Annotated in this window: 15 protein-coding genes and 1 pseudogene; 11 read left to right on the forward strand and 5 right to left on the reverse strand. The window is 57.6% G+C overall.

Features of this window, described 5'->3' with window-relative positions:
• The first annotated feature begins 32 nt into the window (after positions 1-32).
• From GSQ93_RS17305 to GSQ93_RS38125, 10 genes and pseudogenes are all read left to right on the forward strand, one after another.
• Positions 33-590: a CsgE family curli-type amyloid fiber assembly protein gene (locus GSQ93_RS17305; protein ID WP_158936892.1), complete on the forward strand. Its 558-nt coding sequence runs from the start codon at positions 33-35 to the stop codon at positions 588-590.
• Positions 591-645: 55 nt separating this feature from the next.
• Positions 646-1,101, forward strand: a complete 456-nt coding sequence (locus GSQ93_RS17310; RefSeq protein WP_158936893.1) for a curli assembly protein CsgF — start codon at positions 646-648, stop codon at positions 1,099-1,101.
• Positions 1,102-1,211: 110 nt separating this feature from the next.
• On the forward strand, positions 1,212-2,129 hold the full coding sequence (locus GSQ93_RS17315) for a CsgG/HfaB family protein (RefSeq protein WP_158936894.1): 918 nt from the start codon (positions 1,212-1,214) through the stop codon (positions 2,127-2,129).
• 52 nt (positions 2,130-2,181) lie between these two features.
• The gene (locus GSQ93_RS17320; RefSeq protein WP_158936895.1) at positions 2,182-2,748 is read left to right on the forward strand and encodes a hypothetical protein; all 567 of its coding nucleotides are present in this window, start codon (positions 2,182-2,184) and stop codon (positions 2,746-2,748) included.
• A 221-nt stretch (positions 2,749-2,969) separates the two neighbouring features.
• Positions 2,970-4,313 carry a hypothetical protein gene (locus GSQ93_RS17325; protein ID WP_158936896.1) on the forward strand — a complete coding sequence of 448 codons (1,344 nt, stop codon included), beginning with the start codon at positions 2,970-2,972 and terminating at the stop codon, positions 4,311-4,313.
• 222 nt (positions 4,314-4,535) lie between these two features.
• A complete protein-coding gene (gene csgH, locus GSQ93_RS17330) occupies positions 4,536-4,847 on the forward strand; it encodes a curli-like amyloid fiber formation chaperone CsgH (RefSeq protein ID WP_158936897.1) in 312 nt (103 codons plus the stop codon).
• A 365-nt stretch (positions 4,848-5,212) separates the two neighbouring features.
• On the forward strand, positions 5,213-7,417 hold the full coding sequence (locus GSQ93_RS17335; RefSeq protein ID WP_158936898.1) for an OsmC domain/YcaO domain-containing protein: 2,205 nt from the start codon (positions 5,213-5,215) through the stop codon (positions 7,415-7,417).
• 347 nt (positions 7,418-7,764) lie between these two features.
• Positions 7,765-8,496: a bifunctional nicotinamidase/pyrazinamidase gene (pncA, locus tag GSQ93_RS17340; protein WP_158936899.1), complete on the forward strand. Its 732-nt coding sequence runs from the start codon at positions 7,765-7,767 to the stop codon at positions 8,494-8,496.
• Positions 8,497-8,841: 345 nt separating this feature from the next.
• Positions 8,842-9,087 (forward strand): annotated as a pseudogene (locus GSQ93_RS38120) (alcohol dehydrogenase catalytic domain-containing protein); the annotation flags it as partial.
• Positions 9,088-9,243: 156 nt separating this feature from the next.
• Complete coding sequence (locus tag GSQ93_RS38125; protein ID WP_254073917.1) at positions 9,244-9,822, forward strand: zinc-binding dehydrogenase; 579 nt, start codon at positions 9,244-9,246, stop codon at positions 9,820-9,822.
• A gap of 113 nt (positions 9,823-9,935) precedes the next feature.
• Here GSQ93_RS38125 and GSQ93_RS17350 read toward each other — a convergent pair whose 3' ends face one another.
• A complete protein-coding gene (locus tag GSQ93_RS17350) occupies positions 9,936-10,412 on the reverse strand; it encodes an SgcJ/EcaC family oxidoreductase (protein ID WP_158936901.1) in 477 nt (158 codons plus the stop codon).
• Positions 10,413-10,522: 110 nt separating this feature from the next.
• Positions 10,523-11,176 carry a peroxiredoxin-like family protein gene (locus GSQ93_RS17355; RefSeq protein WP_158936902.1) on the reverse strand — a complete coding sequence of 218 codons (654 nt, stop codon included), beginning with the start codon at positions 11,174-11,176 and terminating at the stop codon, positions 10,523-10,525.
• A 109-nt stretch (positions 11,177-11,285) separates the two neighbouring features.
• Between GSQ93_RS17355 and GSQ93_RS17360 the strand changes: the two genes are divergently transcribed.
• Positions 11,286-12,170 (forward strand): LysR family transcriptional regulator, encoded by an 885-nt coding sequence (locus GSQ93_RS17360; RefSeq protein ID WP_158936903.1) that lies wholly within the window; start codon positions 11,286-11,288, stop codon positions 12,168-12,170.
• Positions 12,171-12,203: 33 nt separating this feature from the next.
• Here the strand turns inward: GSQ93_RS17360 and GSQ93_RS17365 are convergent, their stop codons facing one another.
• The 3 genes from GSQ93_RS17365 to GSQ93_RS17375 are packed head-to-tail and all read right to left on the reverse strand — an operon-like array spanning position 12,204 to position 15,048.
• The gene (locus tag GSQ93_RS17365; protein WP_158936904.1) at positions 12,204-13,091 is read right to left on the reverse strand and encodes an SDR family oxidoreductase; all 888 of its coding nucleotides are present in this window, start codon (positions 13,089-13,091) and stop codon (positions 12,204-12,206) included.
• Between the two features lie 18 nt (positions 13,092-13,109).
• Positions 13,110-14,114, reverse strand: coding sequence for an alpha/beta fold hydrolase (locus GSQ93_RS17370; RefSeq protein ID WP_158936905.1), 1,005 nt, complete (start codon positions 14,112-14,114; stop codon positions 13,110-13,112).
• Between the two features lie 58 nt (positions 14,115-14,172).
• Entirely contained in the window at positions 14,173-15,048 is an 876-nt protein-coding gene (locus tag GSQ93_RS17375; protein ID WP_158936906.1) for an SDR family oxidoreductase, read from the reverse strand.
• Positions 15,049-15,083: the final 35 nt, after the last annotated feature.

Genomic DNA, 15,083 nt, shown 5'->3' on the forward strand with positions numbered 1-15,083 from the left:
CTGCCGTCTGCCTGTTTGCATGCAGCGGGGCCATGACCACAGTCCATGCGCAAGATACGGATCAGTCGGGGCAATCTTCCGCGTCCAATAGCCAGGCTCGCCCGTTGATCTCAATACCCAATTCACCCGCGCCAAGTTCTCTGGCGAAGGTGAGTCCTGCCGCGGTCACACCCTCATTGACCAATAGCGCCACCATAACTAACTCGACGAAATCAAATAATCTGCCCGGCAGGCACGACGTCAACAACCAGACGCCTCTTGCCGAAGAGATTGGCGGCATTGTCACCGACGACGCCGTCACGCTCGTCGGCCAGGACTTCTACGCCGCATTCGCCCAAGCCTGGATCCAGATGCCGATGAGCGAGCGCTACATGGTCTCGATTCACGAACGGCCCTCCGCGCGTTACGGCAGTCTCATCTGGGTGGAATTCGAGCAGCGTCGCATATTTGAAGCGTTCCTGCCGATCGCCCGTGCCAACGTCCGGCCCGTTGCCCAAGGCGCCGCGGCTAGTTCGCTCCAAACTGTGATTCAAGCGGACATAGCCCGATTGCTATTCCACGAAACCGACCTCGGGTCGGATGAGTTGTAAGACCGCAAGCGTCGCTTCACCCAACCAATCACGTCCAACAGAAGGCGAGGAAGTCATGAACATTACTCACAATTTTCGTATCAGGGTCGGCTGTGTTACCCGGGTGGCATTCGTCGGCGCGGCTTTGATCGCGTTTGCCGCGGCGCACGCCACTACGCTTGTCTACACGCCGGTCAATCCGACCTTTGGCGGCGACCCGGCCAACGGCGCCGTGTTGATGAATGCGGCGACCGCACAGGACAAGCATGTGAATTCGAGCGTCTCGGATACCTCGGGCTCGACATCCACGCTCGACCAGTTCAACAGCGAACTACAGCAGGCCATTCTCTCGCGAGTGGCGACGTCGGTAACCAGTTCGATCGTCGGTCCGGACGGATCGCTCAAACCCGGCACGATCAATACCGGTAACTTCTCGATCGCGATTACGCAGGTCACCGGCGGCAACCTGCAGGTCACCACGACGGACAAGACCACGGGCTCGTCGACCACCTTTATCGTGAGCGGCCAGTAGGCAAGTCACGGGGAGGCGCCCACGCGCGTGAGTCTAACGCGGGTGTCGCGAAACTAATAAAGAATCCTAATTACGTGTAGAAACACGTACAGAAAAACCGGGGAAACAAGATGAGCCGATTCGTCATTAGGGCATCACTCGCGCTGGCCAGCGCCGCCACGCTCGCATTTACAGGTTGCGCGGTTACACCGCAAAACGTTTCAGGCAGCGCCACATTGACGCCTCCGTCGCGGGCCACGCGCGACCTCGTGCACCTGCCGCCGCCAAAAGGACGCGTGGTGGCCGCCGTGTACGGCTTTCGAGACATGACGGGTCAGTACAAGCCGTCGCCCGATAGCTCGTTCTCGTCGCAGGTCACTCAAGGTGGCGCATCGTTTCTCGTTGCCGCCATGCGCGATTCCGGCTGGTTTACGCCTGTCGAGCGCGAAAACCTGCAGGACCTGCTGACCGAACGCAAGATCATGCGAGCGCTCGAGACCCCTGACGACAAGAACCGCGCCACCGCGCAAATCGGAGCGCTCGCGCCTGCCAGCGTCATCCTGGAAGGCGGGATCGTGGCATATGACTCGAATGTGCGGACCGGCGGCGCGGGCGTTGCATACCTGGGTATCAGTGCCTCGCAACAATATCGGGTGGATCAGGTGACCGTGAACCTGCGCACCGTCGATATCCGTAACGGCCAGGTGTTGAACAGCGTCTCCACGACCAAGACGATCTACTCGTATCAGGTCGATGTCGGCGTCTACAAGTTCGTCGGCGTGATGGACCTGCTGCAGGCTGAAGCCGGCCTGACCCGTAACGAACCTCAACAGTTATGCGTGAAGGAAGCGATTGAATCGGCAGTGGCTCACCTGATTGTCCAGGGACTCAAGAACCAGACCTGGGCGCTGAAAAACGACAAGGACTGGTATGACCCGACGGTGCAGCGCTACCTGCAGGAAGACCAGAACTATGTGGCGGATATGGAGAAGGTCGATACGCCGCATGAACCCAGCCATATCGACCCGGAAACGACCCCGGGAATCTGATCCGCGCGTGCGAGGCATGTGTGGCAAATGATCCGTGTCAAAGGAGACTTCGATGAAACTCAAACCATCTACGCTGGCAGGGCCGGCCAGTTCCACTGTAGCCAAGGTACTGATTCTTGCCGTCGTCGCATCGGTGGCGAGCGCGGCGTCCTTCTCCGCGAGAGCGTTGGATATTTCGCCCCGCTCCGATTTCGGGCCGGGAGAACCCACCTCTTATGCGGTCCGTGCAGATCAGACGGCCAGCGTCACGCAGCGCGGCACGGACAATATCCTGCATGCCAGTCAGACCGGCGCAAACGTGCTGATCTCCAGTCAGGCCGGTATGGCGAATATCGCCAATATGTCGCAGAACGGGGTGAGGAACTGGCAGGCACTTGCGCAGACGGGTAACAGCAACCAGTCCGTGAGCACGCAGACGGGCTCCAACAACAGCGCCACGACAACGCAAACGGGCAATGGCAATGCCAGCCAGATCGCCCAGTCGGGGTCGTCCAATTCTGCGGCAATCACTCAGCACGGCAATGACAATCAGGCGACTATCGTGCAGACCGGATCCAACTCCGGCGTCCAGGTTCAGCAAACCGGCAACGGCGCGAAAGCGGTGGTGCTGGCGCGGTAGAAGCCGTCCGCGACGGCGAGCCGCGGACGGCGCAGGCGTGAAGAAGGACAAGCAGGTGAAGTACCGTTAAGGAGGAGAAGCAGGGAAGTCAAGCATGCAGTGCGGCAGTACCGGGGCGGGGAGGCAATCAAGCTAACAGCATGTAAAGCATGCCCGACCGATCAGTAGTCTTTATTAAACCAGACGCATCATCCATCTCAATCGAAAGAGGGTTAGCAACCATGAAGATCAAGGCATCCGTCCTCGCAATGGGTCTCGTCGCACTGGCATCGTCAAGCGCATTCGCCGGCAACGGCAACGACGACTATGTGACGTCGCTGGGAAATAACAACTCGGCCAACATCAACCAGATCGGCACCATCAATGACTCAGTCTATGTTGACCAGCACGCCGGCCTTGCCGGCGTGAACGGCAATACCGCCACCGTCGGTGAGTCAAGCACCAACACCAACACGGTGACCATCAACCAGACCACCAACAATAACAAGGCCACGGTCGGCACGGCGGGCGGCGCCGTGAATAACACCGACATCCAGCAGACTGGCATTGCAAGCTCGACCGCGTCGGTTTCGCAAACCAATGAGAACCAGAACCGTGTCTACATCGGGCAGTCGACCGCTGGCGGCGGTGACGCGACCGTCATCTCGAACGAGGGCGGCGGCAATTCGACGACCGTGCTGCAGACGAATGCGAGCGTGGCGAACGTCAACCAGAACAACGCGTCCGACAACGCAACGACGATCAACCAGGCCGGCTTGAATTACGCGTCAGTCAACCAGGTCATGTCGTCCGGCAATGTCTCCACGGTGACCCAGGCCCCCGGCTTTAACAACGCCACGGTATCGCAACTGGGCACGGTTAACAACACCACGACGATCAATCAAGCCGGCGTCCTGCTGGGGGCGTCTGTCAATCAGGTGGGCGGCGGCTTGAACACGACGGGCATTCAGCAAACCGGCCTGTATAACCAGGCGAACGTGTCGGAAACGAACTCGATCGGTAACAGCACCTCAGTGAACCAGCAAGGCTTCGGCGGCAATCAGGCGACAGTGGCGGATAACGGTGCCATCAACGGGCGTGTGTCGGTGTCGCAATACGGTTCACTGGGCACGGCGACGGTCTCGCAAGTCGCGGAAACCCGCTCGTCGGTCGCGGTTTCCCAATACGGTGTCCAGGCCAATACGGTCAATACGCTGCAGGAAGGCGGCGGGGGCAACAGCATCACTGTTTCGCAAGCACCGGGTGCGGGGGCGGGATTCTTTCCTGCGGGGAACGTGGCTAACCTGACGCAAGCCGGTGCGTTCGACTCGTCGATGGCCGTCACGCAAACGGGTGCTAATAACGCGGTGAACGCCTATCAGTCGGGCGTTGAAGAAACGTTGCTGGCGTCGCAAACCGGGACGGGCAACTCGTTGTCCACGTCGCAGGCAGGCAGCAACAACTACGCCCAATCGCAACAGATGCTCACGGGTAACTCGGCATCCATCACGCAGGTCGGCACCGGCAACGTGGCCAGCGTCCTGCAAAACGGTTCACACAACGTCGCCACGATCGCCCAGCACTAACGGGGGGAACGATGGACGCCAGCGTGAATCAATGGCGTCCGGTGGACGTTGCTTGCTTGCGTACGTCGTGCGTGTCGGTTCGGATTTGATCGATACGTGTGGGCGTGCGCTGCTTTTTTTCCTCGTCAATGGCGAATGGGTCAGGTCAGGATGTGGAACGCCGTAAGGCGCGCGACACATCGCGCGGCATCGATTGACGAACAACGCACAGGGAGCGCAGGCATGATGCCAATTTCCGATGTACAGGTTTCATTCGATGTTCATTCCGTCAATGGCACAACGCTTGTCGTCCCGTACGTGGTTGCGGCGGGAGACGCGAAACTTGCTTATGTTTTGACGGTCATCAAGACGGGCTCGTCCGGTCAGTCGAACGCGTCGCAGTCGGGCAATCTGGCCATGCGCGCTGGGGAACGCCGCGCCGTCTCGAGACTGGTGATGAGCCTGCAAAAAGGCGATTCCTGCGATGCCAGCCTCGCGCTCAGCCAGCCGGGCGAAGCAGCCAAAACATTCACCGCCGATTGCAGCCTGAAGTAAGCAAGATAGGTCGCGTAAGCTCTCGAACCTGAAGTCCGTTGAGGCGGTCGGCAGATCGTGCGCTGTATGGGCGGTTTCGACATCGCCATCGAGCCCCATGAAATCGTAAAAAACCTCGACGCGACCGGCGTGGAGGCCGGGGTTTACAATCCAGCGAGAGTAAAATTTCGCCGGGAATCCTTATTCGCGAGTTGATTAAGTACTAAAACCTGTTCTTACGGGGCTTTATTTCGGTTTATCGCCCGGTAGTTCTCGCATTCTGACGAATGTCGGACGAACGCGTGGCGTTTCAGTTTGGTGCAACTGCCCTTGGCGACGGATAATAGCGGCCATACTTTTTTGAACGCTATTTTTAGGATCCCCCCATGGAAATCAAAGTCAACTTTCTCGATAAGCTGCGTCTCGAAGCGAAGTTCGACGACTTCACGGTAGTTTCCGACCAGCCTATCCGTTATAAGGGCGATGGCTCGGCGCCGGGTCCCTTCGATTATTTCCTGGCCTCATCGGCCCTGTGCGCAGCTTACTTTGTGAAGTTGTACTGCGTAACTCGAAATATCCCTACCGAAAATATCCGCCTGTCGCAGAATAATATTGTCGATCCGGAAAACCGGTACCAACAGATCTTCAAGATTCAGGTTGAGTTGCCCGCGGATATCTCTGCCAAAGACCGCCAAGGTATTTTGCGCTCCATCGACCGTTGTACGGTGAAAAAAGTGGTGCAAGCCGGACCTGAATTTGTCATCGAAGAGGTGGCGAACCTGGATGCCGACGCCCAGTCCTTGCTGATGTCGAAGCCGGCTTCTGACGCCAGCACCTATATTGCGGGGAAGGATCTGCCGTTGGAGCAAACCATCGCCAATATGTCGGGTGTTTTGGCGGCCGTGGGCATCAAGATTGAAATCGCTTCGTGGCGCAATCTTGTTCCTAACGTGTGGTCGCTGCATATCCGCGATGCGCACTCGCCGATGTGTTTTACCAATGGCAAGGGAGCGAGCAAAGAAAGCGCGTTGGCGTCGGCGTTGGGAGAGTATATCGAGCGGCTGAACTGCAACCATTTCTACGCCGGCGCGTTTTGGGGCGAAGACATCGCTAACGCGGAGTTCGTACATTACCCGAACGAGCGCTGGTTCAAGCCCGGCCGTAAGGATGCGCTGCCGGCTGAAATCCTGGATGCGTACTGCCTGGAGATTTACAACCCCGATGGCGAGTTGCGTGGTTCGCATCTGGTCGACACCAACTCGGGCAATGTGCAGCGCGGTATCTGTTCGCTGCCGTTTGCGCGGCAGTCGGACGGCGACGTGGTGTATTTCCCGTCCAACCTGGTCGAGAACCTGTACGTCAGCAATGGCATGAGTGCCGGGAACACGCTGGCCGAAGCGCAGGTGCAATGTCTGTCGGAAATTTTCGAGCGGGCGGTAAAGCGTGAAATTCTCGAAGGTGAAATTGCATTGCCTGATGTGCCGCAGGAAGTGCTGGCGAAATACCCTGGCATTCTGGCCGGAATTCAGGCGTTGGAAGAGCAGGGCTTTCCGGTGCTGGTGAAGGATGCGTCGTTGGGAGGCGTGTACCCGCTGATGTGCGTCACCTTGATGAATCCACGCACCGGCGGTGTGTTTGCCTCGTTCGGCGCGCACCCGAGCTTCGAGGTGGCGCTGGAACGGAGTCTTACCGAGTTGCTTCAGGGGCGCAGTTTTGAAGGCCTGAACGAGTTACCCCGGCCCACCTTTGCCAGTGAAGCCGTGACGGAGCCCAATAACTTTGTCGAGCACTTCATCGATTCCAGCGGAATTGTGTCGTGGCGGTTTTTCAGCGCCAAAGCGGATTTCGATTTTGTTGAGTGGGATTTTTCGGGCCAGGGTGAAAATTCCAATGCTCAGGAAGCCTCAACATTGTTCGGAATTCTCGAGGACATGGGCAAAGAGGCGTACATGGCGGTGTATGACCAGCTGGGCGCCGTGGCCTGCCGGATCTTGGTGCCCGGGTATTCGGAAGTTTACCCGGTAGAGGATTTGATCTGGGATAACACCAACAAGGCGTTGTTGTTCCGCGCCGATATCTTGAACTTGCATCGCCTGGACGACAAGGGTCTGGCAGCGTTGCTTGAGCGGTTGGATAACAATGAACTGGATGAGCACTCCGATATTGCCACGTTGATCGGCATCGAGTTTGACGAGAATACGGACTGGGGACAGCTAACCGTTCTCGAGTTGAAGCTGCTGATTCATCTCGCCTTGAAGCAATTTGAGGAGGCACAAGAGTTGGTGGGCGCCTTCCTGCAATACAACGACAACACGGTCGAGCGCGGATTGTTTTACCAGGCCGTGAACGTGGTGCTGGAGGTGCTGCTCGATGACGACCTGGAACTGGACGACTACGGGGTCAACTTCCGTCGCATGTTCGGCGACGCCCGGATGGACGCGGCGATGGGCTCGGTGGACGGCAGCGTGCGGTTCTATGGTTTAACGCCAACGAGTATGAAGCTGGAGGGGCTCGATAGGCACCACCGCTTGATTGACAGTTATAAAAAATTGCATAAGGCGCGGGCCAGTGTGGCGGCCACAGCGCGTTAAGGTTACGAGTCATGGCTGGGCGATGATCCCGTTCATCGCTCGGATGGGCTTTTGGTTATCGCATCGGTTTTCTTGGTTGGCAACTGTCTCAGTGGCGGCTTAGAGGTCACGTCAAAATCCGCTATTTATAGCGTATAAGCTATAAATAGCGGATTCAATTCCATTGATAAGCGCAAAAAGTTGAATAAAATTCAATATAATTAAAGCGTTGACACTCTATTTTGAGATGCGTAAAAAGATTCTAGGCGTGATTTGTCCGGGTCGTCCTCGCGAAGCGACCGATGGCGATCACGCTGTCGCTCGGCGAACGCCATAGGAAATCAACCTAACGCTTTTATGGAGCGAAAATGCATAACCACGACCGTCGATTCGTCTTGAAGGGGGCTGCAGCAATCGCTTTCACTGGCGCTTTCGGACTCGCCGATAGCGCAGCCGCAGAACCAGTGGCGCGGCCTGACGACGATTCCGTGCTCCTTGTCATTGACGTCCAGAACGATTTTCTTCCAGGCGGTTCTTTGGCTGTTAAAGAGGGTGACGCCATCATCCCGATCATTAACCGTCTAGCGCCCGTCTTTCAAAATATCATCCTGACGCAGGATTGGCATCCTTCCGGGCACGTGTCCTTCGCAAGCAGTCATCCGGGAAAACATCCGTTCGACACAATTAAATTGCCCTACGGAGAACAAGTGCTTTGGCCGGACCATTGCTTGCAGGGTTCACGCGGAGCGCAAGTCAGCGACTTGCTCCAGGTGCCGACTGCTCAGTTGGTCATCCGCAAGGGTTACCATAAAAACCTGGATAGTTATTCGGCCTTTGAGGAGGCCGATCATAAGACCCCGACGGGACTTGCCGGGTACCTTAAGCAGCGCGGAATCCGGCGGGTATTCTGTACGGGGCTGGCGACCGACTTCTGTGTGGCGTGGACAGCGATGGATGCGCGAAAGGCGGGGCTAATCACCTACGTGGTCGAAGATGCGACGCGTGGCATCGATGTTAACGGTTCATATGCAAAGGCATGGGACAGCATGAAAAAGGCGGGGGTGCAGCGCATTCAGTCGAATGATCTAATGCATACCTAAGCATTTATAATTTCGGCATTGGTTTTCTGGACCGGTAACGCCGGGTCTCATCCTAACGGTTCGTGATCTCGCCTGGTCGGTAGGGAATTTGCGGGCTTCGCCCTTGTTCGGCCCGGAACGACGACGCGCGCGCAATGCCGTGTCCAATAGCGAACGGGTTTATGTCGGAGGGCGTTGTCTGCGGGTCCCATCTGGAGTTCGGTCATTCAAGCGCTGTCGCACTTTTGATTCTCGTCCAAAGCAAGAAACTGTCTACGGGATTTGAGAGGTTTCACGAAAGATCTTTATCGGCTACGCTTGACCACTGAAAGGAGGCGTCTTTACGAATCGACTGAGGGTCATGCGATGAAAGCAGCGTGGTATGAGCAAAACGGGAGCGCGAGCGAGGTACTGAGAGTGGGAACACTCGCAGATCCAGTACCATCGGCGGGCGAAGTTTGTATCAAGGTCTTCGCTTCGGGCGTCAATCCCTCGGACGTCAAAAGCCGTGCGGGCCGGCCATTGATCGCTCCACGAATTACCCCGCATAGTGATGGAGCCGGGGTAATCGTCAGCGTAGGCGCCGGCGTGGCTGACACACGCATCGGCGAGCGTGTCTGGATCTGGAATGGTCAATGGAAACGTTCTGGCGGTACGGCAGCGGAATTCATGACTCTACCCACCGAACAAGCGGTCACGTTGCCAAAGAACACGACGTTTGAGGAAGGCGCATGCCTGGGAATTCCCGCTTTGACGGCGTTGCGCGCGATGACGATTGACGGCTCGGTTTTGGGGCAAACAGTGCTTGTAAGTGGCGGCGCCGGGGCCGTAGGGGCGTACGCAATTCAGTTCGCGCGCTTGCTGGGAGCGGCGTGCATCATCGCCACGGTCAGTTCAGCCGAAAAAGCTAAAACCGCGGCGGAGATGGGTGCTGATCACGTGATCAACTATCGCGCCGAAAACGTGGCTGACCGGGTAAAGCAAATTACGGATGGGCGAGGAGCGCATCGGATTATTGAAGTAGACGGGGCTGCGAACGCCGAAATGTTGCCAAGTCTTATTGCCAGGGGCGGTCTGTGCGTGATTTACGGCTCCGGAAAGTCTCAAGTGCCATTCGATTTCGGTCCGATGATTCAAATCGGCGCGGCAGCCCGTTTCTTTATCGTGTACGAGCTGCCACGTGCCGAGCGGACGGTGACCATTGCTGCACTTAACGCCTTCCTTTCGCACGGAATGGTAAGACATACGATCGCTGCGCGGTATCAACTTGACGACATCGCCAAGGCGCATGAGGCCGTTGAAAGCGGGAAGCTATTGGGAAACGCAGTGGTCGTGTTCGATGCCTGAATCTTTAAAATCGGAAGATATATAGCAATCCTGAGTATTGATAAATTTAAAAAATATCAACCGGTCAAGATCGCTGAAATCAGGGGCCGGTCTTCGCTGCAACAAGCGGCCGCTTACTGAAGCACTGTGTTCGGCGTAGCGCTGAATGAGATGAACCGGGCGATGGACCACTTGCCATCGGGCTGCCGTTTGAAAATGTCCATTCCCGCTTCGCTACTCACGCTCGACTCGCCACCCTTTTGCGCAGTAAGCGTCCAGAACAGCCGGACTACGGCGATATCCCCGGAAACGATGATCTCGCGGATGTCAGGGCTGTCGTAATGGAGCTGCAAGCCAGGCTTCGCCAACACAGCACTGAGCTTCCCGCAGAGCGCGTCTCGGCTGCCATCGAGCACTTCAGGAACGGTCGAAATCAGATCCGAGGCGAACAGGTCACAGACCCCTGCAGCATCGCGGGCGTTAAAAGCAACCGCCCAACGCTGCAGCCGTTCCGTGATGGCTGCCTTGTCTGAATCCACGTCGGCGCGAGCAGAAGTCCCCACGCCGACGCCGGCCAACACGAAAACAATCGCCAGCAGGCATCTGATCATGGGATGTCTCCAAATCAATCGGATTTGTTGCCATCTTATAGGGAATAGATCCCGCGAGGAGTATGAGCCGCCGCATCGCCAAGTCGATTTGCGCATTACTGAGTTGAGCCTCAAAGGCGCGCCGCGCGACGAGGCGACTCGTGTCTGGCGTGCAAGGCCCGCAACGCGGTCAGCAGCGAACCGGGTTCAACGTGCCGCCTATAGTCCACGTCGATGAAAGCGAGGGCGATGATCCCGTCGCGATCCACCAGGTACGTAGCGGGCAATGGAACCAGCCAAGTACCGGCGCGGCCCGTGGGCGGCGGCACATACCCCAGCGCCTCGTAACGAGGCCTTAGACCCGCCGGAAGATCGAACGCGAGACCATACGCGCGCCCGACCTTCATGTCGATATCCTGCAGTTCGCGCATCGACATCGGGACGCTCGCCGAAGGAGCTTTAAAGGGCGATGCGAATGGGGCGATAGCCACGGCGCTTGCGCCCAGTTCAACCACCTTCTGATAGACAGTCGCAAATTCGGCAAGGCTTTCCTCTCCGAACGAACACCACGGGCCTCTAACAAAGTGCAGCACGACCGGACCGGCATGGAGCAGCTCCTCCAGGACCACCTTGCGCCCGCTGGCGTCTGCGAGGGTGAATGCCGGCGCGCGCGCTCCCGCGCGCAGCGCTCTCGACGCTGCCCCCATTGACGCAGCAACGGCCAGTTCGGCATCCGCGTCTGCTTGATTGCTGGATGTGCTTTCTTGAATCTGTGCGACTGACATACCCCATCCCCTAAGGTCGGCAATGACCTCGAAGAAATCAATTTATCTATCCTGCAGGACGCGCGGAAGGTGCAAAATCGCATAGCGCTTATTCCAAGGGAGAATCACGATGGACCGTCTCGCCGCGATCGAGATATTTATACGCGTGGTCGACACTGGCTCGTTCTCGGCTACCGCCCGGCATTACGACGTTGGCCAACCCGCCGTGTCGAAGGCGATTGCGCAACTCGAGGAATGGCTAGGGGTCAAGCTCTTGCTGAGGTCGACACGCGCGCTTACGCCAACGGAGGCCGGTCAAAGCTTCTACGTGCGCGCAAAGCGGGCTGTCGAGGAGACTGACGAGGCCGTGCTGGCCGCGCGCGGATCGGCCTCGGGCTTGTCGGGCAAGCTCCGGGTGTCGGCCGCCGTGTGCTTTGCGCGATTGCATATCGTGCCGCGTCTGCCGGAATTCCTCGAAGAACATCCCAACCTTGAGCTGGAACTCGTTCTCGACGACCGGAATATCGACCTTGTGAATGAAGGCATCGACGTGGCCCTGCGCATGGGCAATCTGGCCGACTCCAACATGACTGCCCGCAAGATCAGTGAGGCCCGGCGTCGCGTCATCGGCACACCGGCGTATTTCGAACGTCACGGCACGCCCCAGGTGCCGGCCGATCTCCTTGGTCATCGGGCTGTCATCTATACGCGCGATCGCGGCGGAGAAGACTGGACTTTTTGCAAGGAGACCGCCGAGATTTCGATCAAGATGCAAGGGCGCGTGAAAATTACCGCGACGGAAGGGGTGCGTGCGGCCGTGATTGCCGGCATTGGCCTCACTATCGTGTCGGAATGGTCGTTCACACCGGAACTGAAGTCGGGCGCGGTTGTATCGGTGATGGACGAGTGGCTGCTGCCATCGATCAGCTTGTCGGCGGTGTACCCCAATGGACGACAGGCAAGTACAAAAGCAAGGCAGTTCTCGGCTTTTGTGGAGCACTGTCTTGCCAGTTGAATCGCGAGACGCCGCCGCGCCGGGCCGCTTCCTCTAGTAGTGGAATTCTGCCTTGTGGCGCGCGGCGAAGTCTTCCCAGCGTGCAGGTTTTCGGCCGGTAATGGTTTCGAAGTTATCGAACGTGTAGTCGGCGCCGGGGATCTTGCCCGTTGCGTAGTTATGGTAATTGTTGTGCGCGCATTGCATGTAGGCATAGTCGGCGCCTGCAGCCAGCACCTTCTCAAGGAATTCGGCCGCGGGCCGGGCCTCATACCTGAATTGCTGCTGGGTCGCCGATGAAAGAATTGTCGCTACTTCATGGTAGGTCTTCGCATCATAGCCGAGTCGATACGTCTGGCCGCCGTGCCTGGAAGTGTCCCGTAGACACTCAGCCGCTACCGCAGCAATATCGTCAATATCAACCCAGCAGATCTTTGCGTCGCCAACATAGTGACGAATCACACCGTCCTTGATCGGCTTAGCGCCGCCGTACCCCAGCAGATTCTGCATGAAAATCTCGGGGCGAAGATGCGTGAACGAGAAGCCGCTCCATTCAATATATCGCTCAACGAATTGATGCCATCCCCAGTGATCCACATTCGTGTCGTCATCACCGGGCGCGCCCAGATGAACAATATGACGAACACCGGCGCGCTTCGCTGCATTGATGAAGGCTTTGCTCTGACGTAGCATGCCGACGGTGTAGTCGGTCACCATGAACACCGAATCAATATCTTGCAGTGCCGGGCCTATCGTCGAACTGTCGTCGTAGTCGAGCTTTCGCCAGGTGACGCCGAGTGCCGCGGCCTTCTCTTGCGATCGGCCGGCCGCGATCAGGTTGATCGTGTCGTCATCTTCGTCACGCTTGAGTGCGCGGATCACGGCACTGCCCACTTGCCCCGTTGCACCCGTGATCAGGATGTTGCGTTTCACGTCTGACATGGTCCTTCTCCTCATTCCTCATGGAGCCGCGAGCAACGCCGACAGCGATGCGTCGATCTGCTTTTGAGCGTCGGGTTCGACTGGAGCCATGTGCCCCCAAATCGAATTGATCGTCACACACTTGCCATTCGGCATGTGTTCGGCCTCGGCCACGCTGTCGACCGGTGGGAAAATGCGGTCCAGGTCGACAGGCGACACGATAGTGCTCGCGGTGATCGCCGACAGCGCAGCGACGAGGTCTTTCTTATATAGGCTGTTATCGCTGATATCGCCATATTCCCAAGTTGCGAGTTGAGCCAGAAGATCATTGGCATCGTGCTTGAGAAACGTCGGTTCCCAGAAAAACTTGACGAATTCCTCGTGATTGTCGGCACCCAAAGCTGCGTAGGCCTTTAACCGATAGAACGCTTCGGAGACGCCCCAGCCCGCATAGATCGTTGCCAACGCCTTGATGCCATCGACCGGGGGCCGCGCGTAATAGCCGGCCTCGAACGCGGGATCGAGTTCCAGCGCGCGCCTCATCGAAAAAAGGAACACCCGGTTGTACGACGCAGTCCGGGCCGAACCGGCGACAGGCGCAGCGCGTTCAACCATCTCCGGATATTGGGCCGCCCATTGATAGGCCTGTGCCGCGCCCATCGACCATCCGGCAACGAGCTTGATTTTTTGAATGCCCAGTGCCGTGGTCAGCAGTTCGTGCTGGAGCCGTACATTGTCGAAATAGGTCACGATCGCGAAGCGAGCGCGATCGTTGGGCGAGGGGGTATTGGACGGCGAGCTTGATCGGCCGTTACCCAGCAGGTTCGTGAACACGATGAAATGGTCTTGCGAATTGATCGCCCGTCCTTCCCCGCAAAATACGGCTTCGCTGTCATCATCCGTACCTGAATACCAGGAGGGAATAAGCACGACGTTGTCTTTTGCGGCGTTCAGGCTGCCGATCGTTCGATAGGCCAATCGCGCGATCGGGAGCACGCCGCCTTTCTGGAGCAGAAAGTTTTTTGACTCGAAATATTCAAGCATATTTTCCTCGCCTCACTGCGATGCGTGACCGGCCTGCTTGCACAGTTAAGTCACCGAATCAGTATTGAAACGCTGCTGCGTTCTCTTTCGCGAACTCGATCCACGTCCGCGGGTTGCGGCCGGTCAATGCGAAGAAGTTGTCATAGACCGCGTCCGCACCGGGGATTGCCCGCGCTTCGTAGTCGATCCAGTTTTGATACACGCAGCTCATGTACGCGACGTCGGCGCCAGCGGCCAGCATGCCGTCGAGGAACTCTTTGGGCGGCCGGGATTCGTAGGTAAATTTCTGACCCACGACCTTCGTGAGAATGTCCGCGATTTCCGGGTAAGTTTTTGCATCGTAACCAAGGTGATACACCTTGCCCGCGTGCACCTCCGGGTGCTGAAGCACCACGGCGGCCACAGCGGCAACATCTTTCACGTCGACCCAGCTGATGCTTGCATCGCCGACATAGTGGCGGATCGCGCCATTGCCCTTTTCCTCCGAGCCGCCGTAGCCCAGCAGGTTTTGCATGAAGAGCTCGGGCCGCAAATGCGTGAACGTAAATCCCGACCATTCAATATACCGCTCCACCAGCTGATGCCATGCCCAGTGAGCGACGCGGGTATCGTCGTCTCCGGGCGCACCGAGATGCACGATGTGCTTCACGCCCGCTCGCTTTGCCGCGTTCACGAGGGCATAGCTTTGCTTGAGCATGTCGACGGTATAGCCCGTCAACATAAAGATACTGTCGACGCCTTCGAGCGCCGGAGCAATCGTCTCTTCACGGTCGTAGTCGAATCGCACGACCGGCACGCCCAGGCTTTTCGCTTTCTCCGGATTGCGAGCGGCCGCAATGAGCTCAAGACTGTCGTCGTTGGCGAGGAGGCGGATAAGCTCGCCGCCAATTTGCCCGGTTGCACCTGTCACAAGGATCTTTCTCCTGCTGGCCATAATCTTACTCCTTAAGATACCTGATTAATTTTTTA

The sequence above is a fragment of the Burkholderia sp. S171 genome (assembly GCF_009766085.1).
Classification (GTDB): Bacteria; Pseudomonadota; Gammaproteobacteria; order Burkholderiales; family Burkholderiaceae; genus Caballeronia.